The sequence below is a fragment of the Chromobacterium sp. ASV23 genome (assembly GCF_016428945.1).
In the GTDB taxonomy this organism is placed as follows: domain Bacteria; phylum Pseudomonadota; class Gammaproteobacteria; order Burkholderiales; family Chromobacteriaceae; genus Chromobacterium; species Chromobacterium sinusclupearum.
The window spans coordinates 45,195-71,591 of record NZ_JAELTR010000007.1 but is presented as its reverse complement, the minus strand read 5'-3'; the positions used below and the strand labels follow the sequence as shown (position 1 = coordinate 71,591).

Sequence of the window (26,397 nt, the reverse complement as noted above, 5' to 3'; positions counted from 1 at the left end):
GATCGCGCCAGAATCAAATCCAAATAAATTTCATCGAAATCAGAATATGAACATCGGACAGACTAGCAAGACCACACCCTTGTAAAAGCATGCTCTATGACAAGGCTTAGCGAATTCAACTTCAAAATCAATTTCATCACATTCCATATCGCAACAATGCGCGATCAATAAAACCAAAATTTGCTCGCCCACATTGTTGATTTTTATATCCTGTTCGCATGGCTTCCATTTAAAAATTGGGGAATCGCGAAACTCTCCCCGGCACCCGCAACCTGACAGGAGCCCCCATATGAAGGCCTCGCCGTCTCTGTTTTTTCTCATTACGCTCATCGCTATGCCAACGCCAGCCGCTGTCATTCCTCTTGGCATTAGCTTGGCTGAGCGCCAAGAGCTGACTCGCAGCAACGGATCGGACCCTGCTACGTTGGATCCGCAACTGGCGGAAGCCCTGCCTGACAATATGATCACCCACGACTTATTCGAAGGACTGACCTCAATAGACAATGCCGGCCATCTGCAAGCCGGCTTGGCGACGTCATGGGAGCGCAAAGATTCGAACACTTGGATCTTCCATCTGCGTCCGGACGCGCGCTGGAGCGACGGCGTTCCCATTCGTGCCTCCGACTGCGTCTACAGTGTCCGACGATTGCTGGACCCGGCCTTGCACTCGCCTTACGCCAGCGGCTTTGGCAGTGTGCTGAAGAACGGCCAGGCGGTAGCGGACGGAAAAATGCCGCTGGATGCCCTCGGCGTGCGGGCACTGGATGACAATACCGTTGAGTGGGTTACCGCTTATCCCGTGGCGATCTTCCCCGAGTTGCTGGCCAATGCGCAGTGGGGACCGGTGCCCCGGCATACGATCCAACAATGGGGCAAAGACTGGCTCAATCCAGGCAAACTGGTTTCCAGCGGAGCCTTCCGGCTAACCGCATGGACGCCAGGGCAAAGCATCGTTCTGGAAAAGAATCGGCAATACTGGGATGCCGCATCGGTCGTATTGCAACGTGTGAACTATCTGCCGGTGGAGGACCTTAACCAAGATGTCGCGCTCTATTTCGCAGGCAAAACCGATTTCGTTTTCCAGCTGCCGCCAGGCGAGTTCAATAAGTTGCGACGATCCCATCCCGATGAAGTCAAGAACAGCCCGTTGCTGAGCTTGCGCTATTTCAGCCTCAATCTACGCGACCCGCTACTCCGCGATGCGCGAGTGCGACAGGCGCTGTCCATGGTGGTGGACCGCGACAGGCTGGCGCAATCCATCACCGCCGATGGCCAGTCACCTGCTTATAGCGTGATCTTGCAAGGACTAAGAGGCGCAACGCCGTCGCGCTACGACTGGCAATCATGGCCTATGGCCCAAAGAGTGGCGGCAGCCAAACAGTTGCTGCGAGATGCAGGCGTGGCGCCGCATGCCCCATTGAGGATGATTTACAATACCAGCGAATACCAGAAAACCTTAAGCGAGTATCTCGCCAGCGAATGGCGAACCAAGCTGGATCTGGATGCCACGCTGGAATCCACCGACTACCCCACCCTGATGCAGAAGCGGCATCAAGGACAATTCCAAATCGCCCGCAATGGCTGGACAGCGGATTATAACGATGCGATTTCCATGCTCAGCATCGTGCGCTGCGGCGACGCCGAAAATGTTTCCGGCAGTTGCAACCAAGCCGCCGAAGCCCTAATAGAGCGCGCCAACCTGTCGCCCGATCCAGAGCAGAGAAGCACGCTGCTAACAGAAGCCAATCGCCTGATCATGCAGGACTACACCATCATTCCCTTGCTGCAGTATTCCGACTCCCGCCTGGTAAAACCTTATGTGGGCGGCTACGGCCAAAATCCGCTGGGACGTTATCGCAGCAAGGACATCTATATAACCCTCCATTGACGACATCCGAGCCGCTACCGTTCTTACGTCGACAGGCGCGGTTTACGAAAGCGTAAAGAAGCTGCTCGGCGGCGCGCCCAGCTCGCGCTTGAACATGGTGGCGAAGGCGCTGGGGCTGGCGTAGCCCAGATCCAGCGCCACTTTCAGCACGCTGTCGCCGCAAGCCAGCCGCTGCAGGGCCTGCATCAGCCGCGCCTGGCGCCGCCACTGGCCGAAACTGAGGCCCGTTTCGCGGCGGAAGCGGCGCTGCAAGGTGCGCGGGTCCAGCGCCAGCTCGCGCGCCCATTCCGCGGCGCCGCGCGCGTCGTCGGGATGGTCCAGCCATACCGCGCACAACCGCTGCAGTGCAGGAGAGGCTGGCTGGGGCAAGGACAGCGGCAGCACCTTAGCGCGGCGGATTTCATCCAGCGCCAGCATCATCACCCGCTCGTCGCGCGATCCCGGCTCGCAGGGCAACACCACATCCACCGCCGCCAGCACCAGTTCGCGCAGCAGCGGCGTCACCTCCAGCACGCAACATTGTTCCGGCAGACCGGCCAGCATGTCCTGGCGCACGAAGATATTCCGCATCCGCACCGGGCTGACCATTTTGACTTGGTGCCAGGTGCCGATGGGCAGCCAAATCGCCCGAGTCGGCGGCACAATCCACTGCCCGCGCTCAGTACCCACCCACATCAGCCCCTCCACGGAGTACAGCAGCTGCGCCGTGGGATGCTGATGCCGCGGCGATTCCAACCCTGCGGGATAATTGCGCAGCTTGCCCACCACCGGCAGAACGCCTCGGTCATATAGTTCCAGATCGTCGAAGCGGTTCATATCGCCTCTTTCAAAAAGATAGATGCCTCATTTTCGCAGGACCGGCTCTAAATTGCTGAATTAATATGCAATGACCACCTGTATCGAGAATCTTTACCATGGCCTCAAGCACCTCTATCTCCGCGCCGGCTCAAGACACCCGCTTCCGCGTCCTCGGCGCCATCAGTTTCTCGCACTTCCTCAACGACATGCTGCAGTCGTTGCTGGTGGCGTTGTATCCCTTGCTGAAGGGCAACTACCACCTGAGCTTCGCCGAGATCGGCCTGATGACTTTCACCTACCAGTGCACCGCCTCGCTGCTGCAACCGCTGGTCGGCATTTACACCGACAAGAAACCGCAGCCGTATTCGCTGGTGTTCGGCATGGGCTCCACGCTGATCGGCCTGCTGCTGTTATCCAGCGCCGGCAGCTTCCCGCTGCTGTTGCTGGCCGCCGCGCTGATCGGCACCGGCTCGTCGATTTTCCATCCGGAATCGTCGCGCGTGGCGCGCATGGCATCCGGTGGCCGCCCCGGTCTGGCGCAGTCTCTGTTTCAGGTGGGCGGCAACGCAGGCAGCGCCACGGGGCCGCTGCTGGCGGCGCTGATCGTGATTCCGCTGGGGCAAGGCAGCGTGGCCTGGTTCGGCCTGGTTGCATTGCTGGCCATGTGGGTGCTGTTCCGCGTCGGCCAGTGGTACGCCCACCAGCACCGCCAGGCCAAGAAGGCCGCCGCCATCGTCATGCCGGATCTGTCGCCGGCCCGCGTCAAGCTGACATTGGGCTTGCTGCTGGTGCTGGTCTTCTCCAAGCATTTCTACCTGGCCAGCATCACCAGCTACTACACCTTCTACTTGATCCACCACTTCCATATCGGCGTGCAGTCGGCGCAGTTGCATCTGTTCCTGTTCCTGTTTGCGGTGGCCGCCGGCACCGTATTGGGCGGCCCCATCGGCGACGCCATCGGCCGCAAGCGGGTGATCGGCTTCTCCATTCTGGGCGTGGCGCCGCTGGCGCTGGCGCTGCCGCACGCCAACCTGTTCTGGACCGCCGCGCTGTCGCTGCCCATCGGCTTCATTCTGGCCTCGGCCTTTCCGGCGATTCTGATCTACGCCCAGGAGCTGCTGCCGGGCAAGGTGGGCATGGTGTCCGGCATGTTCTTCGGCTTCGCCTTCGGCATAGGCGGCATCGGCGCGGCGGTTCTGGGCCAGCTGGCGGATAGCCACGGCATAGAGTCCGTCTACCTGCTGTGCTCCTTCCTGCCATTGCTGGGCATCGCAGCAGTGGCGCTGCCTAACTTGCACCGCAAGCCCGGCGTTTGACATCGGCCGCCGCCGCGCCGGATACTGCGCGGCATTGAAAACCCTAGCAAGGCGCCGAACCCGTATCGGCGCCTTGCGCATTCGGAAGCGCCGTCATCATGTGTGGAATCGCCGGCTTTTTCTCGCGCCGTCCCGTCAATCCCGCCGTCCCGCAAGCCATGCTGGACGAGCTGCATCGCCGCGGCCCGGACGATGCCAGCCGGCTGCTGCTGGACGCGGCGCTGAATCCGGCCGACGACGACGCCATCCACAATGCGATGCTGCACGCCCGCCTGGCCATCATCGATCCGCGGCCGGTGGCCAACCAGCCCATGGCCAGCGACGACGGCCAGGTGTGGATTTGCTACAACGGCGAGGTCTATGACTGGGAGGCCGGCAAGGCCGAGCTGGAAGCCGGCGGCGCGGTGTTCCGCACCCATGCCGACACCGAATTCATCCTGCGCGGCTATCTGGCCTGGGGCATAGAGGGCCTGCTGGACCGGCTGCGCGGCATGTTTGCCTTCGCCATTCTGGACAAGCGCAGCGGCAAGGTGCATCTGGCGCGCGACCGCATGGGCGAGAAGCCCTTGGTCTACTCGCTGGCGGACGGCAACTTCGCCTTCGGCTCGCTGGTGCGCGCGGTGCTGCCCTTCCTGCCTGCGGACAAGCGCGATTTCAGCCCGGCGGCGATCGACGCTTATCTGGCCCACCGCTACATTCCATCCCCAGCCACGCTGTTCAGCCATATCAACAGGCTGGAAAACGGCTACCGGCTGGAGTTTGACCTGAACACCCGCCAGTTGAGCAAGCAGCGCTACTGGCAGCCCAAGGCGGAAAGCGGCGACTGGCTGCAGGAGCTGGACCGCGCGGTGTCGATGCGCACCGTGGCGGACCGGCCGCTGGGCGTGCTGCTGTCAGGCGGCATCGACTCCACCGTGATCGCCAGCCGGCTGGCCACCCAGCAACTGACGCAATTCTCCAGCTTCACCGCCGCGTTTCCCGGCTCCAGCCTGGACGAATCCGGCGATGCGGCGGATTCCGCCCAGCGCATGGGTCTGCCCAACGTCAGGGTGGAGATGCCGGACAACCTGGCGGCCGATTTCGAGCGCATCGTCGCCGACCTGGACCAACCGTTCGCCGATCCGTCCAGCTTCCCCACCTGGTATCTGGCGCGCGAAGTGACCCAGCACGTCAAAGTCGTGCTGGTGGGCGACGGCGGCGATGAGCTGCTGGCCGGCTACAAGCGCATGGGCAAGCACCTGCGCACCCGCTGGCGGCGCAACATCCGCCTGCCGCTGCCGATCCAACCGCAACTGGACAGCAAGCGCGGCAAACTGGCCACCGAACTGGCGATGGACTGGCAAAGCGCCTACTCGCTGCGCTTCTCCGGCTTCACGCCGGGCCAGCGCAGCTTTCTGCAAGGCGGACGCCCGCTGGAAAAACTGTGCCATTGGCGCAAGCCTGACGACATCGGCCCGGAGCCGCAGGACGGCCAGCCCGGCCTGCACCAGCTATTGGAACTGGACTTCGCCAATTACCTGCCCGACTACATCTTGCAGAAGTCCGATCTATGCACCATGGCGCATGGCCTGGAAGGCCGAGCGCCGCTGCTTGACCACCATTTCTACCAACGGCTGCTGGCCACCTCCTCCGCCGAGCGCTACACCCAGCCGGCCAAGCTGATCTTCCGCCGCGCCATCCATCCGGCGCTGCCGGCCGATTTCTTCCAGCGCAAGAAGCGCGGCTTCAACCCGCCGCTGTCCGGCTGGCTGCAAACCAGCCTGGCGCCGCGTTTCGACGGCTTGGGCGCGCGGCTGGCCGCCGCCACTGGCGGCCAACTGGACGCCAAGGCGGTGGACGCCTTCGCCCAGGCCTATCGCCACGGTGCCGGCCATCTGGCCGAACAGATGCTGCAGCTGCTGATCCTGGATGAGAGCCTGGCCCAGCTGCAGCGCCTGCGCCTGAACGGATAAAGCCAATGGCGGCAGTGATGCCTGCCGCCATTGCGCGATGCAAAAAGGATTCACATGGCATTGCATAAGCGCTCGCATTAAGCATGCGCAGGTTTGCAAACGATAATTACTAGCATTATCATACTCTTCTACGTCCTGCCCGCCAGGCGAAAACCATAAGGGAAAAATAATGCGTCGCTTTGTCTGCCAGCTGGCCATCGCCAGCGTCGCCCTGTCCGCCTCCTTCGCCGCCATGGCCAAGGAATACCCGATCGGCAAGCCGGCCCTGAAGAACGGCATGGAGATCGGCGCCGTCTACCTGCAGCCGACCAAGATGGAACCGGAAGGCATGATGCTGAAGCCGGAAGCGTCCGACATCCACCTGGAAGCCGACATCCACGCCACCAAGAACAACCCGAACGGCTTCGAAGAAGGAGCCTGGATGCCCTATCTGGTGGTCAAGTACGAACTGACCAAGGTGGGCGGCAAGACCCAGAAGGGCGACCTGATGCCCATGGTGGCCAACGACGGCCCGCACTACGGCGACAACGTCAAGCTGCAAGGCCCCGGCAAGTACAAGCTGAAATACACCATCATGCCGCCGTCGGCCAATGAGCACGCCCACTTCGGCCGCCATACCGACAAGGAAACCGGCGTGGGCCCGTGGTTCAAGCCGTTTGAAGTGAACTACGAGTTCACCTTCGCCGGCATCGGCAAGAAGGGCGGCTACTAAGCCGCATCGCGGGCACCACCTGGGACATGCCCGATTTCGACACCAGACGGCGCGGACACTCGATCCGCGCTGTTTCTCATTCCGGAATGATGAACCGATGACCACTCTGCGCCTGATCGCCGCCGCCCTGGTGGCCACCCTACTTGCCGCGCCCGTCCTTGCCGACGAGATACCGGTTTACAAGCTGCAAATGAAGGACGGCCAGCTGATTCCCGCCCGACTGGTGGTGCCGGCCGGCAAGAAGTTCAAGATCGAAGTGATGAATGTCGGCAAGACGCCGGCGGAGTTCGAAAGCATCACGCTGCGCAAGGAAAAAGTGCTGGGCCCCGGCGCGGAATCGTTTCTGGTGTTCCAGCCGCTGTCTCCCGGCGAATACAAATTCTTTGACGATTTCCATCCCAAAACCGGCCAGGGCGTGATCGTCGCCAAGTAAGACAAGGAACAAGCAATGGGACAGGTACTCTTCATCGTCTGGCGCGAAAGCGTCGAGGCGCTGCTGGTGGTGGGCATCCTGAATGCCTGGATGAACCATAACGCGGCCGGCCGCGCCGGCAAGCCGTATCTGTGGGGCGGCGTGGCGCTGGGCCTGGTCATCGCGGTGGCGCTGGCCGTGGCGCTGTTCGCCGCCGGCACGCTGATGGCCGGCGCGCAGGATTACTTCCAGACCGGCATGGTGTTCATCGCCTCGGCGCTGATCGTGCAGATGGTGCTGTGGATGCGCGAGCACGGCCGCACGCTGAAGAAAGAGCTGGAAAGCGGCCTGTCGGAAAAGGCCGCCAGCAACAACTGGTGGGGCGTGACCATCCTGTCCGCGCTGGCCATCGCCCGCGAAGGCAGCGAAACGGTGGTGTTCCTGTACGGCTCGCTGGCCGAAGCCCAGGGCATGGAGCTGGCCAAGCTGGGCCTGGCCGGGCTGATCGGCCTGGCGCTGGCGCTGCTGACTTTCTATCTGCTGCAACTGGGCGGCAAGGTGCTGTCGTGGCGTCTGTTCTTCCGCGTCACCGAAGTCATGCTGCTGCTGCTGGGCGCCTCGCTGTTCCTGAACGGCGTGGAAAAGCTGATCTCGATGGACGTGCTGCCGACGCTGGTGGACCCGGTATGGGACAGCTCGGCGCTGCTGGACGATACGAGTCCATTTGGCGGGCTGATGGCCTCGCTGACCGGCTACCGCGCGCAACCGGCCCTGATGAGCCTGATCGCCTACGCGCTGTTCTGGGCGGGCATCTGGGCGCTGTTCCAGTGGCGCAATCGTCGCCAGGCTGCGGCATGAAAACCGGCAGCCCGCAACGCCCGCCGCAGCGGGTGATTCCCATCGTCGCCGCCCCGTCCGGCGGCGCTTCCTGTCCCCCCGAGCGGCAGCCGAGCGGCCTGCTGGCGCTCGCGGGGAACTGGCTGCGCGACCATGGCGGCCTGCTGCGCAAGCTGCAATGGGCGGTGGTGCTGGTCTACGGCTTCCTGCTGATCGTCCCCGCCTGCCTGGACTTGCCTGACGACGCGGCGCGGATATGGAACAACCTGACCATCTTCGCCCAGTTCGTGTTTTGGGGCATCTGGTGGCCTTTTGTGCTGCTGTCCATGGTGCTGTTCGGCCGGCTGTGGTGCGGCGTGCTGTGCCCGGAAGGCGCGCTGTCGGAATGGGCCGCGCGCAAGGGCATGGGACGGCCGATTCCGCGCTGGATGCGCTGGGGCGGCTGGCCTTTCGTCGCTTTCGTGCTGACCACGGTCTACGGCCAGCTGGTCAGCGTCTACCAATACCCTAAGGCCGCCCTCTTGGTGCTGGGCGGCTCCACGGTGGCGGCGGTCATCGTCGGCTTCATCTACACCCGCGGCAAGCGCGCATGGTGCCGCCATCTGTGCCCGGTCAACGGCGTGTTCGGCCTCTTGTCCAAGCTGGCGCCCATGCATTACCGCGTGGACGAAGCCGCCTGGAAGCGCTCCCAAGACCAGCGACAGCGCGTCGCCAGCGTCGATTGCGCCCCATTGCAGCCGCTGCGCCACATGCAGGGCGGCAGCGGCTGCCATATGTGCAGCCGCTGCAGCGATCACCGCTCGGCCATCACCCTGGCTTCGCGCCCCATGAGCGACGAAGTGGTGCGAGTGGCGGAAAAAGAGGCCGACGGCTGGCAGACCGCCTTGATCGTCTACGGCCTGCTAGGCGTGGCGATGGGCGCCTTCCACTGGACCGTCAGCCCGTGGTTCGTCTGGCTCAAGCAGACCACGGCGGAATGGCTGGTGGACCATGACATCATGTGGCCGCTGGACACCGATGCGCCATGGTGGCTGCTCACCCACTACCCGATGCACAACGACGTGTTCTCCTGGCTGGATGGCGCGTCCTTGATCTCCTATGTGGCCGCCACCGCGCTGGCGCTGGGCAGCGGCATTCTGCTTTCGCTGGCGCTGGCCGTGCGCACCGCCGGCCAATGGCAGACGCAGCGTCTGCACCATCTGGCGCAGGCGCTGATCCCGCTGGCCGGCTGCGGCGTGTTTCTGGGTTTGTCGGCCTTGACGGTGACGCTGCTGAAGGCCGAAGGCTATGGCATGCACTGGGTCAACGACGCCCGTCTGGCGCTGCTGGCCGGCGCCAATCTGTGGGCCTTGCGCCTGGCCGGGGGCATCCTGGCGCGCTGGAGCGGCCGCCCTGCCCGCTATCTGGCTTTGCTGCCGTTCTGCGGCGCGCTGGCGCTGGTGGACTGCGCCTGGGGCTTCATGTTCTGGTGGTGGTAAGCGCCTAGGCGCGCGGCGGCGTCTGGGCTAGCCGCATCCGGCTAATACTTGGTTGGCGGAAGGCGCTGTGCGATAACACAGTAAGCCCCACATTCAAGGAATGGCCATGCGGCGTTTGCTATTGCTCGTTTTCGCGTTGTCGCTCCGCTGCAGCCTGGCCGCGGCGGAGCCCACCGTCGAGCTGGCCACCGGCGAATGGCCGCCTTTCGTCTCGCAAAGCCTGCAGCAAGACGGCGTTTTCTCGCAAATGGTGCGCCAAGCCTTCCTGCGCGCCGGCTATCAGGTCCATCTCAATTATCTGAGCTGGCCGAAGGCCGAGGCGATGATACGGACGGGCAAAGCCGCCGCCGCCTTCCCCTACCGCCCGACGCAAGAACGGGAAACCGAGTTCGACTTCTCCGCCCCGCTGATGCACTCCACCAGCTATCTGTTCTACTACAAGCCGCATATGCAGCATCCGCCGCTGCAATTCAAATCGCTGGACGAATTGCGCGGCTACCGCATCGCCATTCAGCTTGGCTATTGGTATATCCCGTTATTCCAGCAGCACAAGCTGAACACGCTGCTGACCAACGACGAAGTCCACGCGCTGCGGCAATTGCAATTGGGACATCTGGACTTGGCGCCGATGACGCTGGAACGCGGCTTGTACCAGATACACAGCACCATGCCGGAGCATGAAAAGGAGTTCGGTTACATCCCCACCCCGCTGGATAAGGAAACGCCGCTGACGCTGATGTTCTCGCGCGCTTACCCGCAGGTGGGGCGCATCCGCGAGGACGTTGCCCGCGCGCTGGAACAGATGGAAAAGGATGGCACACTGAAAGCCATCTACCAGCGCAACTTCCCCGAGGCTATGCCACCGCGTTGACCAGCGTCGGCTTCAGCACGCGGATGACGTCCTGCGGGCTGACGCCAACCAGGAAACCACGCTTGCCGCCGTTGATGTAGATGACCGGGAGGTCCGCGATGCTGGCCTCCATATACACCGGCATGGCGTGGCGGGTGCCGAATGGGCTGGTGCCGCCCACCTGATAGCCGCTGTGCTTGTCGGCCGTTTTCGGATCGCAGGGATGGATTTTCTTGACGCCGACCTGCTTGGCCAGCATGCCGGTGCCCACCTCGCAATCGCCGTGCATCAACACGATCAGCGGATGCTTGTTTTCATCCTCCATGATCAGCGTCTTGACCACGGCGTGCTCGTCCACGCCCAGTTCGCGCGCCGACACCGTGGTGCCGCCCTTTTCCTCGTACTTGTACAAATGCTCGGTGTAATCGACCTTGTGCTCGCGCAGCACGCGGATGGCCTGGGTGACCGGGGCTTTTTCCTTCGACATGATGATTCGCTTACGGCTAAGACAAAACACCCGACTTTAAAACGCCGGCCCGTCTGTGCCAAGCAGGGGGATCAAGCTTTGCGCGCGCGCCACCACAGCCTCAGCCCCAGCAGCAGGGTCAGCACCGCGGCGTAGATCAAGGGTTGGGTGATGTCTTTCTTCACCAGCCACCAGTAATGCGTCACCGCCAGGATGGCCACCGGATACACCAGCCGATGCAGCTTGCCCCAGTTGCGCTTGAGCCGGCGCATCCAGCCCTGGGTGGAGGTCAACGCCAGCGGCGACATCAGCACGATGGCGGCGAAGCCGACGGTGATGAACGGACGTTTGACGATGTCCTTCAGGATGTGGTGCCAATCGAAAAACTGGTCCAGCCAGATATAGGTGGTGAAATGCAGACTGGCGTAGAAAAACGCGAACAAGCCCAGCATGCGCCGGCATTTCAGCGGCCAAGCCTGGCCAGTGAAACGGCGCAGCGGCGTCATGGACAGCGTGGCCAGCAGCCACACCAGCGTCCAGGTGCCGGTGGAGCGGGTGATGAATTCCACGGGATTCACCGCCTCGCCGGACAAGACGATCCAGGCGGCGCGCGATAGCGGCAGCAGGCAGACGATGAACAACAATGCCTTGCCGATGGCGAGCCGGCGGTCGGCCGCGGAAGCTGGGGATTTCATGCGCAGCGTCGTCATCAGTAGTTCCTTCTCAGATCCATGCCGCGGTACAGCCCGGCCACCTGGTCGGCATAGCCGTTGAACATCAACGTCTTGCGCTTGAAGAATTCGCCGATGCGCCGCTCCGACGCCTGGCTCCAGCGCGGATGGTCCACTTCCGGGTTCACGTTTGAATAGAAGCCGTACTCATGGGCATTGGCCAGATTCCAGCTGGTGGCCGGCATGGTTTCTTGCAACCGGATGCGCACAATGGACTTGATGCTCTTGAAGCCGTATTTCCACGGCACCACCAGGCGGATCGGCGCGCCGCTCTGATTGGGCAGCACATTGCCGTACAGGCCCACCGCCAGAATGGTCAGCGGATGCATCGCCTCGTCGATGCGCAGGCCTTCGCGGTACGGCCATTCCAGCACCGCGTCGCGCTGGCCCGGCATTTCGCTGGGCCGCTGCAAGGTCTCGAACGACACATACTTGGCGCGCGAAGTCGGATTCATCTGCTTGAGCAGGCTGGCCAGCGGAAACCCTACCCACGGGATCACCATGCTCCAGCCCTCGACGCAGCGCAGCCGGTAGACGCGCTCTTCCAGCGGAAACTTCAGCAAATCCTCGATGGCGAAACGGCGCGGCTTGGCCACCTCGCCATCCACCAACACGGTCCAGGGCCGCGTCTTCAGGCTGCCGGCGTTCTGGCCCGGGTCTGACTTGTCGGTGCCGAATTCATAGAAATTGTTGTAGCTGGTGATGTCCTTCAGGCTGTTGGGCTTGTCATTGGCGGCAAGCTGCGACAGCGGACTTTTCTTGGCGTTCAGGCCGGCCAGCGTTTCCGCCGACAGCAGCAAGCCGGCGGCGCCCAGCATGAAAGCGCGGCGGTTGAAATAGACCGATTCGCTGGTGATGTCCGACGGCAAATGGTCGGCGGGTTTTCTGATCAGCATGGCGGCGCTCCTGTCGTTTCCATTTGGTCGGACCATCCTCCGGATTCTGACAGTAGCGCATGAAAACAGTTTTGTCCGATCAAGACATCCAGCCGCGCCCCAGCGCGCTGCCCTGCCCGCCCTCCCGCGCCAGCCGCTCGCCTATGGCCTGCAAGGCGGCCCAGCGCGGGCCGCACCAGTCCGGCGCGATCAGCGTCGGCGCATGGGCGGTGGCGGAAATCCGGTGATACACCACCTCCGGCGGCGTGTGGCGGATCAGGCATGCCGCCAGGTCGGCGTAATCATCCAAGGCCATGGGCGACACTTCGCCGCGCCGATACTGCGCCGCCATCCGGCTGCCGCGGACGATCATCAGCGGGTGCAGCTTCAGGCCCTCGACGCCGATATCCAGCACCGTGTCCAGCGTCGCCCGCGCATCATCCTTTCCCTCGCCCGGCAAGCCGACGATCAGATGAGCGCACACCTTGAGTCCGCGCGCGTGGGCGCGGCGGACGGCATCGCGGTAATCGGCCAGCGTGTGGCCGCGCCGAATCAAGGCCTGGGTGCGGTCGTGCGCGGTCTGCAGGCCCAGCTCCAGCCACACTTCGTTGCCCGCGTCGCGGTAAGCCGCCAGCAAATCCAGCGCCGCATCCGGCACGCAATCAGGCCGGGTGCCGACGCACAGCCCGGCCACGTCGGCGGCAGCCATCGCCTCGTCGTACAACGCGCGCAGCGTTTCCACTTCGGCATAGGTGCTGGTGTAGGCCTGAAAATAGGCCAGGTATAGCCGGGCGCGGTCGGTCTTGGCCTTCTCCCGCGCCAGCTGCTGGCTGATGGAAAGCGCGGCGGCGTCGCGGCCAAAGCTGTGGACATTGCAGAACGTGCAGCCGCCGCGCCCCAGCGTACCGTCGCGGTTGGGACAGGTGAAATCGCCGGCCAGAGACAACTTATGCACGGTCTGGCCGAAGCGTTGTTTCAGGTAATAGCCAAAGGTATGAAGGTGGCGGGTCAGGTCCATCGCGTTGCCGACAAAAGCGCGCAGTCTAGCGCGATGCGACCGCAGACAAGCTGAGCGGGATCAAGGGCTTGCCGATTCAGATAGTGTGCCAGCCCAGCCAATACAACACGCAGAACAGTCCGGCGCTGATCAGCAGGGCGATGGCCAGCGCGGAGAACAACTCATGCAGCGTGCGGCGCTGCCGCGGCCCCAGCAGCCAGCGGGCGACAGCCCACAGGATCAGGCACAGCGCGAAGAATTTGAACAGGCGTCCGAACATGGCGGCACCGGTGACGGAGAACGGCCGATTATCCCGGCGCGACCACTTCCCGCGCAAGCCGATGTTGTGGATATAATCTGACGGTAGCCGCAGGAGACCGCGCCATGACATGCTCCGGCAGAGAGCGGCGGGCGCGGATAAAAAATAGAAGAGGCCCCCAAATCCATGACCGACTCCGATTGTTCGGTAGGCATCGTCGCGGCCGAAGACGCCGTATTCGATGTCCCTTTGCCGCTCGCCAGCGGCGCCGTGCTGCCCAGCTACCAGCTGCGCTTCGAAACCTACGGCCGGCTCAACGCCGACAAGAGCAACGCCATCCTGATCTGCCACGCCCTGTCCGGCCATCATCATGTCGCCGGCCGTTACCAGCCTGACGATAAGGCTGCCGGCTGGTGGGACAATATGGTCGGCCCTGGCAAACCCATTGACACCCGCCGCTTCTTCGTCGTCGGCGTCAACAATCTTGGCGGCTGCCACGGCAGCACCGGCCCGTCCAGCCTGAACCCGGCCACCGGCCAGCCCTGGGGTTCGGCCTTCCCGGTGGTGACGGTGCAGGACTGGGTGACCTCGCAAGCCCACCTTGCCGACCGCCTGGGCATCACGCGCTGGGCGGCGGTGATCGGCGGCTCGCTTGGCGGCATGCAGGCGCTGCAGTGGAGCATCGCTTATCCCGATCGCGTGGCGCACGCGCTGGTGATCGCCTCAGCGCCCAAGCTGTCGGCGCAGAACATCGCCTTCAACGACGTGGCGCGCCAGGCCATCCTGTCCGACCCGGACTTCTGCGGCGGCGACTTCTACCAGCAGGGCACGGTGCCGCGCCGCGGCCTGCGGCTGGCCCGCATGCTGGGCCACATCACGTATTTGTCCGATGATGGCATGGGCGAGAAATTCGGCCGCATGCTGCGCTCCGGCGAGTATCAGTTCGGCTATGACGTGGAGTTCGAGATCGAGAGCTATCTGCGCTACCAGGGCGACAAATTCTCCGACTACTTCGACGGCAACACCTATCTATTGATGACCAAGGCGCTGGACTACTTCGACCCGGCCCGGGAACACGGCGGCGACCTGGCCGCCGCGCTGAAGCCGGCGCAGGCTCAATTCCTGCTGGCCAGCTTCACCAGCGACTGGCGCTTCTCGCCGGAACGCTCGCGCGAGACGGTGCAGGCGCTGATCGCCGCCGGCAAGCGCGTCAGCTATGCCGAGATCGAATCGGCGCACGGCCATGACGCCTTCCTGATGCTGGATCAGCCGTATGTGGACCTGATGCGCGCCTATCTTCAGCGCGTGGCGCAGGAGGTGAACGCATGAGCGCCATCCAGACTCTCCGTCCCGACCTGCAACTGATAGCCGACTGGATCGCGCCGCACAGCCGAGTGCTGGACCTGGGCTGCGGCGACGGCCAGCTTCTGGCCGCCCTGCAGCAGGAAAAGCAGGTGCAGGGCTATGGCGTGGACTTCGACGTGGCCAATGTGGTGCGCTGCGTCGCCTCCGGCGTCAACGCCATCCAGGGCGACCTGGAAACCGGCCTGGCCGACTTCGGCGACGCGCGCTTCGACCACGTGGTGCTGTCTCAGACGATACAGGCGATGCGCCACACCGAGGCCATCCTCAACGAGATGCTGCGCGTCGGTCGCGAGGCCATCGTCACCTTCCCCAACTTCGGCTATTGGCAGAACCGGCTGCAGATCCTGCAGGGCCACATGCCGGTGTCCGACACCATCCCGTATCAGTGGTACGACACGCCCAACATCCACTGGTGCATGCTGGGGGACTTCGAGGAACTCTGCGCCAAAAACCGCATCCGAGTGATGCAGAGGGTGGTCATGGACAAGGGCAAGCGGGTATCCTTGCTGCCAAACCTGCGCGGCAGCCTGGCCTTCTACCGGGTGGCGCGCGGCTGATTCCGTCCCGCACAAGGAGAGAAACATGCGCCTGTTGCTGGCCATTTTCCTGCCATGGCTGCAGTTCTTCACCATAGGCCGGCCCTTCGCCGGCCTGTTCTGCCTGCTGCTGCAACTGACCATCATCGGCTGGCTGCCGGCCGCGCTGTGGTCGGTGTACGCGCTGAGCCAGTACAAGACCGACCAGAAAATCGAACGGGCGCTGCGGCGCTGATTCCCGTCCGCGCCCGGCGCGGGCGGCCCGCCAACCATAACGACAACCAGCCCATGACCCTAGCCACCATCAACTGGCGGCGCGACGTGTTCTCGCGCACCATGCTCGTCTGTGTATTCACCGGCTTCGCCTCCGGCTTGCCGCTGTACGCGCTGATCAATCTGCTGCCGGCCTGGCTGCGCAGCGAGGGCGTAGACCTGAAGTCCATCGGCCTGTTCGCCTTGATCGGCCTGCCCTACACCTGGAAATTCCTGTGGTCGCCGCTGATGGACCGCTACGCGCTGCCGCTCTTGGGCCGCCGCCGCGGCTGGATGCTGGCCAGCCAGCTGGCGCTGCTGGCCAGTTTGGCGGTGTTCGGCCTGTTCGATCCCAAACAAGACATCTGGAGCATCGCCGGCTTGGCGCTGACGGTGGCCTTCTTCTCCGCCAGCCAGGATATCGTGCTGGACGCCTTCCGCCGCGAAATCCTCAACGACGCCGAACTCGGCCTCGGCAACACCGTGCATATCAATGCCTACCGGCTGGCCGGCCTGGTGCCGGGCTCGCTGTCGCTGATCCTGGCCGACCGGATGCCCTGGGGCAGCGTTTTCGTCATTACCGCCCTGTTCATGCTGCCCGGCGCGCTGATGACGCTGATGGTCAAAGAGCCCAAGCTGGCCTCCGGCAGCCCGAAAACCCTGCGTCAGGCGGTGGTGGAACCGTTCCATGAATTCGTCACCCGCCAGGGTTGGCAGGGCGCGCTGTGGATACTGGGCTTCATCTTCCTGTACAAGCTCGGCGACAGCATGGCCACCTCGCTGGCCACGCCGTTTTATCTGGACATGGGTTACGCCAAATCGCAGATCGGCCTGGTGGCCAAGCACGCCGGGCTGTGGCCGGCGGTGATCGGCGGCTTGCTGGGCGGCGTGTGGATGATCAAGCTGGGCATCAACCGCGCCTTGTGGGCCTTCGGCGTGGTGCAGGTGGTATCGATACTGGGCTTTGCCTGGCTGGCCAGCTACGGCCGGTTCGACAGCGTAGGCGCGGAGCAATTGGCGATGCTGGCGGTGGTCATCGGCTTCGAGGCCTTGGGCGTCGGTCTCGGCACCGCGGCCTTTGTCGCCTTCATCGCCCGCAGCACCCATCCGGCCTACACCGCCACCCAGTTCGCCCTGTTCACCAGCCTGGCGGCGGTGCCGCGCACGCTGGCCAACGCCGCCACCGGCTACATTGTGGAGTCCATCGGCTGGACCTCGTTCTTCTTCCTGTGCACGGCGCTGGCGATTCCCGGCATGATGCTGCTGGTCAAGGTGGCGCCGTGGGGGGACGATCCGGCGCCGCAACAGGCCTGATCGCGTCCTAAAGCAGGCGCGGCTCAGAGCTGGCACTGCTCGCTGCCGCCCTCTAGCCTGCACTGCTTGATCGATCCGTCCTGATCGACTTTCAGCAGCCACTCATCGAGGCCGGAACCCGGCTTGGGCCGCGCCTCGATGATGAAGCTGGCCTGCTCGACATTGTCGGCCGAAGGCGTTGCGCTGCTGAAGCCTATGGCGAAGGCGGCCGTTCCGCTAGCCGGCAAGGCAGGCCAAGCCAGCGGACCATCCTGGTAGTAGACACCGTATTCGTGATACCAGCGCTGCATGAAGTGGCTGTTTTCCAGCAGCGCCGCCTTCGCCTCCGCCAGCCGCGCCCGCTGCATGTATTGCTGATAGCCCGGCACCGCCAAAGACAGCAGCAAGGCGGCAATCGCCAGGCAGATCATCATTTCCAGCAGAGTGAAACCACGCAGTCCGCTTCCGTTCATCGCGCTTTCTCCTCCCAACCCAGCCGCCGTCCTTCGCCGCCATTGTCCACTCGATACCAGCTCTGCAGCGTCACCGCGCTGAAGCGGCTATGTCCCCAGGCGCGCACCGTGATCCGGTACAAACGCGCCGGGCCGTTCTGCCCGGAACCGAAGCGCGGGTCGATCAATTCCACCACATAACGCGGATTCGCCCACGACAGGCTGCCCGCCCGCACGCCCTGCGGGCATTGCCATTGCTTGACCGATGGTTCCAGTTCGTACTCCCGGCTGTTGCCGCAGGGATGCAGCAGAGGCACGCCGTTCAGGCTCTGTTTCTCCGGCGGCGTCGTCGGCTCGCACAGGCCCTTGCCTTGCGTCCCATGGCAGGTGGGCGAGAACACAGACTCGTGGCCATACAACTTGCCGGGATCGCTTGCTCGGCTGGCCATATCGTTTTTCAGGTCCCATTGCCACACCCATTGCTCCGCGCCGCGCAAAGCCTGCCGCGCCAATCCTTCGGCGCGGCGGCGCTCCTGCGCATTGGCCGCCAGCAAGCGCGCGCTGAGGATAAGCTGCGACGAAGACAACACCAGCATGGCCAGCAGCGACAACAGCCCCATTACCATCAGCAAGGTACCGCCGCGCTGTGCAGAATGATTCATGTTTTATCCCCGCATGACGAAGTCGACATCAACGGCAAGTCCTGGCTCAAACGCTCCACCCGCGCCCGACGGCTATCCAGCCGCCACGCCAGCTCCAGCCGCGCCGCCGCCAACCGCTGAGCGCCGCTGCCGTCCAGCGCCTCCGCCGCGCGCCATTGCCATGCCGCCCCCTCGTCACAACTGGAGCGCAACTGCACGCTGATCGACAAATGCTCGACGTTATCGAGCAGCAAGCGTTCTGGGCCAAACGGCAGCCCGCCCAAGCGGTCGCGCGCCAACAAGCGATGGTCGCGCAACTCATAGTGGCGCTCCAGCGGCAGCCACAGCTGCAGCGAAGGCGCATGCAGGCCATCGGCCTGCTCCGCCGTCTGCAATGGCAGGGCAGGCGTCAGTTGCAGCAGAGGCGCATTGGCGCCGCCCAGCCATTGCGCCGACGCGCCCGTCAACGCCCATGTTGCCGCGCAGCTGCTCAACAGACTCTGCGGCCACGACTGGCTATTGCTGCTCGCCAGCGGTTCCAGTTCGATTCCGGCCAGTTGCTGCTTATCGTCGCTCAGCAATTTACGATGCGGTAGCCAGCGGCCGGGCAGCCATAGTCGCCAATGGCCGGTGGCAAAATCCTGCGCCGTCCACGGCTGCGCGCCGCAACCAAAATGGCGGTGCTTCGCCACGTCTCTCGCCAGTTGCCCCATCGCCCAGAGGGCCTGCTGCCGCGCCTCCAAATGCCGTGCGACGTCATTCACGGACTGATTGGTCGCGGTGAGCGAGGTCAGCGCAAAAGCCGTCACCAGCGCGCCCAGCGCGGTGGCCAGCAAGATGCCGAGCAGCGCCCCGCCGCGCTGGACGTTAAGGCTGCAACGGCCAGACATCGGCATGCTCCTGCCAGCCCCGCCCTTGGCGGCTGCGCCAGGCCACGCGTATCGCCAAAGGCCCGCTGCCGCCGCAACCAGGCGCGTGCAGCGTGGGCTTGTTTTTGACATCGCCGCGGCACACCGCGGCGCGCGCCCGCTCCGCCGGGTTGCCGCTGGCGCGCAAGGCTTGCTTGAAACGCGATAAATCGGCTGCCGCCTGTTGCGCCGGATCGCAGCCTACTGCGCAGTCCGGCGCCGACAGGTGATCGTCGTAACCGCTTTCCAGATAATGAATCCAGTGCGCCTCCGGCCGGGCCTCGATGGCGCTGGCCAGATTGCTGACTGCCATGTCGATGCGGGCGCGCAGCTCCGCCTCCCGCGCATGGTGCAATGAGCGCGCCTGCATGCTGGCCAGCGCCAGCAGCGCCGCCAGCCAAATCGACAGCGCCACCATGGTTTCCAAGAGACTGAAACCGGACTCACGCGCAATCATCGGCAATGCTCCCCAACGCAACGCGGCCATCCGCCGCCACCGACACGGCCAGGCAACGGCTGCCAGAACGCAGCTGAAAGACCAAGCCGCCCTCCGGCTCCACCCGTCCCTCCGGCAGCAACGTCAATTGCCGCACCGGCGCCTGCACGCGCACCTGCTCACTGTCGAACATCGCCAGCCGCAAGCGCTCGCCGCCGTCGTAACTGGCGTTGTCCATGCCTTTGTCGGCATAAACCAATCCCCCCTCGCGCCAGACCTGTTGCGAACCTGGCTGCGCCGGCTGGCAGCCCTGCAATTCGAGGTTGGTTTTGAGATTGGCGGCGCACAGGAAAACCGGCTGGTTGCGGCGCAAGGCCTCGGCCCTAGCCTGATGGACGCTGTTCAGCAACAGCAGGCCGTGGCTGAGCAGGCGCTGTCTGTCCCGCGCCGCGCCCAGCAGCGGAACGGCCAGCAGGGAAAGAATCACCGCGATGCCAACTGCCGCCATCAGCTCCGCCAGCGTCATGCCTTGTTGGGCTGGTCGGCCCATATCGCCTCCGTCGCTATTCAAGAGTTTCCAGTCTGGAAAAGCTGGGCGCGGCAACCAAGCTCCGCCTGTCCAAAAGCCGGAGCCAGCGATGCCAGACCCCGACCTTAGTTCAGGTGCAACGTCGCGGATGCGAAAACGGCGCCTCAGGGCGCCGTTGAATGGGATGGTTCACAGACGAATCAGTGCGCGGCTTCCCAGCTGTCGCCGGCGCCCACTTCGGCCAGCAGCGGCACTTTCAGCTCAGCCACGCCCGCCATGATGGCCGGCAGCTTCTGCTTGACCAGATCCAGCTCGGCCTGCGGCACTTCCAGCACCAGTTCGTCGTGCACCTGCATGATCAGCTTGCTCTGCAAGCCGTCGCGCTCGAGCCAGTTCTGCACGGCTATCATCGCCAGCTTGATCAGATCGGCGGCCGTGCCCTGCATTGGCGCGTTGATCGCCGCGCGCTCGGCGCCGGCGCGGCGGGCTGGATTGGACAATTTGATGTCCGGCAGATACAACCGGCGGCCGAACACGGTTTCGACGTAACCCTGCTCGCGCGCCTTCTCGCGCGTGGTCTGCATGTACTCGGCCACACCCGGGTAGCGCATGAAGTAGCGGTCGATGTACTGCTGGGCGGCGCTGCGCTCGATGTCGAGTTGGGCGGCGAGTCCAAACGCGCTCATGCCGTAGATCAGGCCGAAGTTGATCGCCTTGGCGGCGCGGCGCTGATCGGATGTGACGGCGGACAAGTCGACCCCGAACACTTCCGCAGCCGTGGCGCGGTGGATGTCTTCGCCGCTGGCGAAAGCCTTCAGCATGCCCTCGTCGTCGGACAGATGCGCCATGATGCGCAGCTCGATCTGCGAATAGTCGGCCGACACGATCTGCCAGCCGGCCGGCGCGATGAAGGCTTCGCGCACGCGGCGGCCCTCGGCGGTGCGCACCGGGATGTTCTGCAGATTGGGATCATTGCTGGACAGCCGGCCGGTAATCGCCACCGCCTGTGAATAAGTGGTGTGGACGCGGCCAGTCTGTGGATAAATCAGCGTCGGCAGTTTGTCGGTGTAAGTGGACTTCAGTTTGGCCAGCCCGCGGTACTCCAGAATGCGCTTGGGCAGCGGATGATCCAGCGCCAGTTGCTCCAGCACCGACTCGTCGGTGGAATAGCCGCCGCTCGGCGTCTTCTTCACGCCCTTGGTCGGGATGGCCAGCTTGCCGAACAAGATTTCTTGCAGCTGCTTGGGCGAGTTCAAGTTGAAAGGCTGGCCGGCCAGCTCATACGCCTGCTGTTCGAGCTCCAGCATCTGGCTGCCCAGCTGGTGGCTCTGGGCATTCAGTTTGTCGCGGTCGATCAGCACGCCGTGGCGCTCCATCTTGAACAGCACCTCGGCCACCGGCAACTCGATATCGCGGTAGACCTTTTCCAGGTCGCCGCGAAGCTCGCCGGCGAAGAACTGGTTCAAGCGCAGGGTGATGTCGGCGTCTTCGGCAGAATAATTGGCCGCAGTGGCGACATCCACTTCGGCAAAGCCGATCTGCTTGGCGCCTTTGCCGCAGATGTCCTCGTAGCTGACGGTGTTCTCGCCCAGATGGCGGCGCGCCAGATCATCCATATTGTGGCGCTGGTGGCTCTCCAGCACGTAGGAAGCCAGCATCGAGTCGTCGGCGATGCCGCGCAGCGTGATGCCATGATTGGCCAGCACGTGGCAGTCGTACTTCAGATTCTGGCCGCATTTCTTCTTGCCGGCATCTTCCAGCCACGGTTTGAGCTTGGCCAAGGCGGCATCCAGCGGCAATTGCTCCGGCGCGCCGGCGTAATGATGCGCCAGCGGCAGATAGGCGGCTTTGCCCGCCTCCACCGAGAAACTGATGCCGACGATGCGCGCCTGCAGCGGCTCCAGGCTGGTGGTTTCGGTGTCGAACGAGGTCACCTTGGCCGCAGCCAGTTTGTCCCGCCAGGCGTCCAGTTGCGCCTCGGTGAGGATGGTTTCGTAATGACGCTCGATATGGCCCGGTTGCGGCTGCGCCGCGGCAGGTTCGTCCGCGCCAAACAGATCGCTTTGCGCGGCGGGAGCCTCCTCGCTGCGCTGGACCACGGCCGGCATCTCCGCGCCCTCGGTCACCTCGCGGTAGAAAGTGCGGAAGCCCAGGTCCTGGAACAGCTCGGCCAGGCGCCGCTTGTCCTTCTGGCCATGCTGCAGGCCCGGCAGCCCGTGCGGCAGATCATTGCTTAAATCGACCGCGCAATCGATAGTGATCAGGCGCTTGCCCATCGGCAGCCAGTCCAGCGCGGCGCGCAGGTTTTCGCCCACCTTGCCGCCGACGCTGTCGGCCTGGGCGATGATGGCGTCCAGGCTGCCGTACTCCTCCAGCCACTTCACTGCCGTCTTCGGGCCGCATTTATCCACGCCGGGCACGTTGTCGACCTTGTCGCCGATCAGGGTCAGGTAGTCGATGATGAGACTCGGCGGCACGCCGAACTTCTCCTTCACGCCGGCCTCGTCCAGCAGCTCGTTGGTCATGGTGTTGACCAGCGTGATGTCCGGCGTGACCAGCTGCGCCATGTCCTTGTCGCCGGTGGAGACGATTACCTTCATTCCCGCCGCCGCCGCGGCGCGCGCCAGCGTGCCGATCACGTCGTCCGCTTCCACGCCCGGCACCACCAGCATCGGCCAGCCGGAGGCTTGCACCACGTCGTGGACCGCCGTAATCTGGGAGGCAAGCTCCTCGGGCATGGACGGGCGATTGGCCTTGTATTCGGGGTACAGATCATCGCGGAAAGTCTTGCCCTTCGCGTCGAAGACGCAGGCGCTATAATCGAATTCAACCTCCTTCTCCAGCCGCCTGAGCATGTTCACCATGCCATAGACAGCCCCCACCGGGCGGCCATCCGGAGAGCGTAAATCGGGCATCGCGTGAAAGGCGCGGTACAAATAAGAAGAGCCGTCGATCAATAACAATGTTTTCATAAGAGGCAGAATATGAGCTTGTCCGATAAGTTACCGCAGACCAGCGACCGTCACGCCATGATGCAGCGCTTCCGTTCGCGCGAAGCCTGGCACGTGATGAAGATCCTGTCGGAGTTTGTCGAGTCGGCCGAGGAACTGCAAGGCATCACTCCGGCAGTGAGCATATTTGGCAGCGCGCGCACGCCGCGCGATCACAAATACTACAAATTGACCGAGGAAGTGGCGCGGCGTCTGTCCGACTCCGGCTTCTCGGTGATATCCGGCGGCGGCCCAGGCATCATGGAGGCCGCCAACAAAGGCGCATTCTACGGCAGAAGCCCGTCGGTTGCCCTCAACATCGTGCTGCCGCACGAACAGAAACCCAACGAGTACCAGGATCTGTCGGTCAAGTTCAACCACTTCTTCAGCCGCAAGGTGATGTTCGTCAAGCACGCCATCGCCTACGTGGTGATGCCCGGCGGCTTTGGCACGCTGGACGAAATGTTCGAGGCGCTGACGTTGATCCAGACCGGCAAGAGCCGCAAGATACCCATCATCCTGTGCTGCCACGAATTCTGGGCCGGCCTCCTGGATTGGGTGAAGGACCGCCTGGTCAGCGAGGGCATGATCAATCCGGACGATCTGAACCTGATCCAGCTGATAGACGACCCGCAACAAATCGTCGACACCATTTTCAAGCACTACGAAACCCGCGGCTTCGAAGCGTTGCCGGAAGAACGCGAACAGTTGCTCAACCTATAATCGCCACACTCAAATACAAGGAAACTCCATGCGCCGCCTCATCGCCCTGCTCCTACTCCTGCCGCTGGCCCCGGCCTTCGCCGCCGACGCATCCGCGCCGGCCAAGGCCGTGGTGCCGCCGCCGCCGGTGATCAGCCCGCAAAACGCCGCCGAACCGGAGCCGGAAGTGCGCCTGATCCAAAAAGGCGATGAAAAAATCGAGGAATATCGACTGAACGGCAAACTGTACATGGTCAAGGTCACGCCGGCGCACGGCGTGCCCTATTATCTGGTCGACGATAATGGCTCCGGCACCATGAAACAGGTGGACCCGGCCAACCGCATCGTCATCCCGCGTTGGGTGCTGGTGCGTTTCTGACGGAGGTCGCATGTCGGTTTACACCACGGTCAGCCGCGATAGTCTGCAGCAGTGGCTGCAAGGCTATGCGCTAGGCCAGCTGATTGACTTCCAGGGCATTGCAGCAGGCATCACCAATACCAATTACTTCGTGACCACCACGCACGGCCGCTATGTGTTGACGCTGTTCGAAACGCTGCGCCTGGACGAGTTGCCGTACTACCTGTCCTTGATGAGCCACCTGGCGCGCCACGGCGTCGCCTGTCCGGCGCCCATCGCCGACCATTCCGACCGCTTCGCCTCCTTGCTCGCCGGCAAGCCGGCCTGCCTGGTCAGCTGCCTGACAGGCACTGACGTCAGCCATCCGACGGCGGCGCAATGCCGCGCCGTCGGCGAGATGTTGGCGCAAATGCACAAGGCCGGCGCCACTTTCCCGCGGAAAATGCACAACCCACGCGGCCCGCACTGGTGGAGCCTCACCGCGCAGCAGCTCTATCCGCAACTGCCGACAGACATTGCCGAAACATTGGCAGAGGAAATCCACTTCCAGGACGGCCACCGTTTCGATCATCTGCCAAGCGGCGTCATCCATGCCGACCTGTTCCGCGACAATGTCTTGTTGGATGGAGACAGCATCAGCGGCTTCATCGACTTCTATTACGCCTGCAATGACATTCTGCTGTACGACATCGCCATCGCGGTCAACGATTGGGCACGAAGGGATGATGGGGAACTCGATGATGAACTGGCGCGAGCGTTCCTTGCCGGCTACCAGTCGGAAAGGCCGCTGAGCCAAGCGGAGCGAGACTGCTGGCCCGTCATGCTGCGCGCGGCGGCGCTGCGTTTTTGGGTATCGCGGCTGCAGGACCTGTACCAGCCGATTAGCGGCGAGCTGACCTACACCAAAGACCCAAAGGTATTTCAAAAGTTGTTACTGGCGCACCGCCAGCGTCAACACTTCTGGGTGAACTAAAACCTCAACAAGTAAAGTGACAATCAAGCCGGCCGCCTTGCGCGGCCGGCTTTTTTATGGCTTCCCCTTCTGCCGCAACCGATACCCCATCCGGCACGCGAACCCCAGCATCAGCAACACGCACATCACACTGGCCAAGCGCAGGGGGCTGGCCCAAGCCAGCGGCGCCAGCACGCCGGCCACCAGGCTGGACATCATGGTCTGGCAGAACCCTTGCAGCGACGACACCGTGCCACGCAGCGATGGAAACTGGTCCATCAGATTCAGCGTGATGGACGGCGCCGCCAGCGACATGCCGGTGGTGTACAGCGCCAGGGGCAGCACCGCCCACGGCAAGGCCATCTGGCTGGCCGCCAGGTTATAGCCCAAGTTCAGCGCGGCCGCGACGAACATCACCCAATAGCCCCGGCTGACGATCTCGCGCTGGCTGAAATGCCCGGCCATCCGGCCTGACAGAAACGCGCCAAACATGATGCCGAACACCGCCGGGCCGAACAGCCACAAGAACTGGGTCGGCCCTAGATGCAGATGCTGCATCAGGAATACCGGCGCGGATGGGATATACAGAAAGAAACCGGCGAAATTGAACGACACCGCGGCCGTCAGTAGCTGGAAATCCGGCTTGCGCCCGACTTGCCAGTAATTGGCCAGCAGATAGCGCGCTTTCAAGGGCTGGCGGGCATGCGCGTGGTGCGTTTCCTCCAGCCAGAACCAGGACAGCGCAAACAGGGCGAAGCCGACCAGCCCCATGAAGACGAAGATCGAATGCCAGCCGAAGGCGCCGTACAACCAGCCACCCACCACCGGCGCGATCGCCGGCGACAAGGAGAACAGCATGGTCACCTGCGACATCAGCCGCTGCGCCGCCGCGCCATCCAGCTTGTCGCGAATGATGGCGCGCCCCACCACCAGGCCGGCCCCGCCGCAAAGGCCCTGCAGGGCGCGGAACAGCAGCAGCGTGCCCAAACTCTCCGACAACGCGCAGCCTATCGACGCCAGGCCGAACAGCAGCGTGGTGGCCAGCACCACCGGACGGCGGCCCACCGCGTCGGAAATCGAGCCGTGCCACAGCATCATCAAGGCATAGCAGAACAAATAAACCGTCAAAGCCTGCTGCATTTCCAGCGGCGACGCCGCCAGGCTGTCACCGATGGCGCGCATCGCCGGCAGGAAGGTGTCGATGGAAAACGGGCCAAGCGTGGACAGCGCGGCCAGTAACGCCGCCAAGCCTAAATGCTTGCGTGGGGAAGAAGAGGACATGAGGACACGAATAGGGTTAACTCGAACATGTTAGCGGCTAAGCGCCACGAACAAAACCCCTGATCCTGCCTTGCGCCGCCAGGCTGCACGATCTGCGTCGCCGCCTCTTGGCCCAAGCGCGCTGCGAGATC

At 63.6% G+C, this 26,397-nt stretch carries 28 protein-coding genes; 15 read left to right on the top strand and 13 right to left on the bottom strand.

Going from position 1 to position 26,397, the window contains the following annotated elements:
- Positions 1-289 precede the first annotated feature (289 nt).
- On the top strand, positions 290-1,888 hold the full coding sequence (locus JHD59_RS05230; RefSeq protein ID WP_199153413.1) for a peptide ABC transporter substrate-binding protein: 1,599 nt from the start codon (positions 290-292) through the stop codon (positions 1,886-1,888).
- 42 nt (positions 1,889-1,930) lie between these two features.
- Here the strand turns inward: JHD59_RS05230 and JHD59_RS05225 are convergent, their stop codons facing one another.
- Entirely contained in the window at positions 1,931-2,704 is a 774-nt protein-coding gene (locus JHD59_RS05225) for a helix-turn-helix transcriptional regulator (protein ID WP_199153412.1), read from the bottom strand.
- 98 nt (positions 2,705-2,802) lie between these two features.
- Here JHD59_RS05225 and JHD59_RS05220 point away from each other — a divergent pair, with 98 nt between their 5' ends.
- From JHD59_RS05220 to JHD59_RS05190, 7 genes are all read left to right on the top strand, one after another.
- Entirely contained in the window at positions 2,803-4,002 is a 1,200-nt protein-coding gene (locus JHD59_RS05220) for an MFS transporter (protein WP_199153411.1), read from the top strand.
- A 98-nt stretch (positions 4,003-4,100) separates the two neighbouring features.
- Positions 4,101-5,954 carry an asparagine synthase (glutamine-hydrolyzing) gene (asnB, locus tag JHD59_RS05215; RefSeq protein WP_199153410.1) on the top strand — a complete coding sequence of 618 codons (1,854 nt, stop codon included), beginning with the start codon at positions 4,101-4,103 and terminating at the stop codon, positions 5,952-5,954.
- Positions 5,955-6,123: 169 nt separating this feature from the next.
- Positions 6,124-6,666, top strand: coding sequence for an iron transporter (locus tag JHD59_RS05210; protein ID WP_103321193.1), 543 nt, complete (start codon positions 6,124-6,126; stop codon positions 6,664-6,666).
- Positions 6,667-6,763: 97 nt separating this feature from the next.
- Positions 6,764-7,099 carry a cupredoxin domain-containing protein gene (locus tag JHD59_RS05205; protein WP_199153409.1) on the top strand — a complete coding sequence of 112 codons (336 nt, stop codon included), beginning with the start codon at positions 6,764-6,766 and terminating at the stop codon, positions 7,097-7,099.
- 15 nt (positions 7,100-7,114) lie between these two features.
- Entirely contained in the window at positions 7,115-7,936 is an 822-nt protein-coding gene (locus JHD59_RS05200) for an FTR1 family protein (protein WP_199153408.1), read from the top strand.
- Positions 7,933-9,393: a 4Fe-4S binding protein gene (locus JHD59_RS05195; RefSeq protein ID WP_199153407.1), complete on the top strand. Its 1,461-nt coding sequence runs from the start codon at positions 7,933-7,935 to the stop codon at positions 9,391-9,393. The genes JHD59_RS05200 and JHD59_RS05195 overlap by 4 nt, the downstream gene beginning before the upstream one ends.
- Positions 9,394-9,499: 106 nt before the next feature.
- The gene (locus JHD59_RS05190; RefSeq protein ID WP_199153406.1) at positions 9,500-10,264 is read left to right on the top strand and encodes an ABC transporter substrate-binding protein; all 765 of its coding nucleotides are present in this window, start codon (positions 9,500-9,502) and stop codon (positions 10,262-10,264) included.
- On the opposite strand, the gene ybaK is transcribed toward JHD59_RS05190, so the two are convergent.
- The 5 genes from ybaK to JHD59_RS05165 all read right to left on the bottom strand — a co-directional run bounded on the left by ybaK (position 10,248) and on the right by JHD59_RS05165 (position 13,592).
- Positions 10,248-10,730, bottom strand: coding sequence for a Cys-tRNA(Pro) deacylase (gene ybaK / locus JHD59_RS05185; protein ID WP_199153405.1), 483 nt, complete (start codon positions 10,728-10,730; stop codon positions 10,248-10,250). The genes JHD59_RS05190 and ybaK overlap by 17 nt on opposite strands.
- A gap of 71 nt (positions 10,731-10,801) precedes the next feature.
- Positions 10,802-11,419: a sulfite oxidase heme-binding subunit YedZ gene (locus tag JHD59_RS05180; RefSeq protein WP_199153404.1), complete on the bottom strand. Its 618-nt coding sequence runs from the start codon at positions 11,417-11,419 to the stop codon at positions 10,802-10,804.
- Positions 11,419-12,336: a protein-methionine-sulfoxide reductase catalytic subunit MsrP gene (msrP, locus tag JHD59_RS05175; protein ID WP_199153403.1), complete on the bottom strand. Its 918-nt coding sequence runs from the start codon at positions 12,334-12,336 to the stop codon at positions 11,419-11,421. Before msrP ends, JHD59_RS05180 begins: the two co-directional genes overlap by 1 nt.
- A gap of 79 nt (positions 12,337-12,415) precedes the next feature.
- The gene (locus JHD59_RS05170) at positions 12,416-13,333 is read right to left on the bottom strand and encodes a TIGR01212 family radical SAM protein (RefSeq protein ID WP_199153402.1); all 918 of its coding nucleotides are present in this window, start codon (positions 13,331-13,333) and stop codon (positions 12,416-12,418) included.
- Between the two features lie 76 nt (positions 13,334-13,409).
- Positions 13,410-13,592, bottom strand: coding sequence for a hypothetical protein (locus tag JHD59_RS05165; protein ID WP_103321202.1), 183 nt, complete (start codon positions 13,590-13,592; stop codon positions 13,410-13,412).
- Between the two features lie 165 nt (positions 13,593-13,757).
- Here JHD59_RS05165 and JHD59_RS05160 point away from each other — a divergent pair, with 165 nt between their 5' ends.
- From JHD59_RS05160 to JHD59_RS05145, 4 genes are read left to right on the top strand one after another with little or no spacing between them, the layout of a single operon-like run.
- On the top strand, positions 13,758-14,900 hold the full coding sequence (locus JHD59_RS05160; RefSeq protein WP_199153401.1) for a homoserine O-acetyltransferase: 1,143 nt from the start codon (positions 13,758-13,760) through the stop codon (positions 14,898-14,900).
- Entirely contained in the window at positions 14,897-15,493 is a 597-nt protein-coding gene (gene metW, locus JHD59_RS05155) for a methionine biosynthesis protein MetW (protein ID WP_103321204.1), read from the top strand. Before JHD59_RS05160 ends, metW begins: the two co-directional genes overlap by 4 nt.
- Before the next feature lie 25 nt (positions 15,494-15,518).
- Positions 15,519-15,707 (top strand): YqaE/Pmp3 family membrane protein, encoded by a 189-nt coding sequence (locus tag JHD59_RS05150; RefSeq protein ID WP_103321205.1) that lies wholly within the window; start codon positions 15,519-15,521, stop codon positions 15,705-15,707.
- A gap of 53 nt (positions 15,708-15,760) precedes the next feature.
- Positions 15,761-17,038, top strand: coding sequence for an AmpG family muropeptide MFS transporter (locus tag JHD59_RS05145; RefSeq protein ID WP_199153400.1), 1,278 nt, complete (start codon positions 15,761-15,763; stop codon positions 17,036-17,038).
- Between the two features lie 23 nt (positions 17,039-17,061).
- Here JHD59_RS05145 and JHD59_RS05140 read toward each other — a convergent pair whose 3' ends face one another.
- The 6 genes from JHD59_RS05140 to polA all read right to left on the bottom strand — a co-directional run bounded on the left by JHD59_RS05140 (position 17,062) and on the right by polA (position 22,955).
- Positions 17,062-17,490: a type IV pilin protein gene (locus tag JHD59_RS05140; protein WP_103321207.1), complete on the bottom strand. Its 429-nt coding sequence runs from the start codon at positions 17,488-17,490 to the stop codon at positions 17,062-17,064.
- Positions 17,487-18,131, bottom strand: coding sequence for a pilus assembly protein (locus JHD59_RS05135; protein ID WP_103321208.1), 645 nt, complete (start codon positions 18,129-18,131; stop codon positions 17,487-17,489). The genes JHD59_RS05140 and JHD59_RS05135 overlap by 4 nt, the downstream gene beginning before the upstream one ends.
- On the bottom strand, positions 18,128-19,000 hold the full coding sequence (locus JHD59_RS05130) for a hypothetical protein (RefSeq protein WP_199153399.1): 873 nt from the start codon (positions 18,998-19,000) through the stop codon (positions 18,128-18,130). The genes JHD59_RS05135 and JHD59_RS05130 overlap by 4 nt, the downstream gene beginning before the upstream one ends.
- The gene (locus JHD59_RS05125; protein WP_199153398.1) at positions 18,978-19,475 is read right to left on the bottom strand and encodes a hypothetical protein; all 498 of its coding nucleotides are present in this window, start codon (positions 19,473-19,475) and stop codon (positions 18,978-18,980) included. The genes JHD59_RS05130 and JHD59_RS05125 overlap by 23 nt, the downstream gene beginning before the upstream one ends.
- Entirely contained in the window at positions 19,462-20,004 is a 543-nt protein-coding gene (locus tag JHD59_RS05120; RefSeq protein ID WP_199153397.1) for a GspH/FimT family pseudopilin, read from the bottom strand. Before JHD59_RS05120 ends, JHD59_RS05125 begins: the two co-directional genes overlap by 14 nt.
- A 179-nt stretch (positions 20,005-20,183) precedes the next feature.
- Positions 20,184-22,955 carry a DNA polymerase I gene (gene polA / locus JHD59_RS05115; protein ID WP_199153396.1) on the bottom strand — a complete coding sequence of 924 codons (2,772 nt, stop codon included), beginning with the start codon at positions 22,953-22,955 and terminating at the stop codon, positions 20,184-20,186.
- A 12-nt stretch (positions 22,956-22,967) separates the two neighbouring features.
- Here polA and JHD59_RS05110 point away from each other — a divergent pair, with 12 nt between their 5' ends.
- The 3 genes from JHD59_RS05110 to thrB are packed head-to-tail and all read left to right on the top strand — an operon-like array spanning position 22,968 to position 25,006.
- On the top strand, positions 22,968-23,696 hold the full coding sequence (locus JHD59_RS05110) for a TIGR00730 family Rossman fold protein (RefSeq protein ID WP_103321213.1): 729 nt from the start codon (positions 22,968-22,970) through the stop codon (positions 23,694-23,696).
- A gap of 28 nt (positions 23,697-23,724) precedes the next feature.
- Positions 23,725-24,054: a DUF2782 domain-containing protein gene (locus tag JHD59_RS05105; RefSeq protein ID WP_043628021.1), complete on the top strand. Its 330-nt coding sequence runs from the start codon at positions 23,725-23,727 to the stop codon at positions 24,052-24,054.
- 10 nt (positions 24,055-24,064) lie between these two features.
- Entirely contained in the window at positions 24,065-25,006 is a 942-nt protein-coding gene (thrB, locus tag JHD59_RS05100) for a homoserine kinase (protein ID WP_199153395.1), read from the top strand.
- Positions 25,007-25,060: 54 nt separating this feature from the next.
- Here thrB and JHD59_RS05095 read toward each other — a convergent pair whose 3' ends face one another.
- Positions 25,061-26,233, bottom strand: coding sequence for a multidrug effflux MFS transporter (locus JHD59_RS05095; RefSeq protein WP_233163906.1), 1,173 nt, complete (start codon positions 26,231-26,233; stop codon positions 25,061-25,063).
- Between the last annotated feature and the right edge of the window lie 164 nt (positions 26,234-26,397).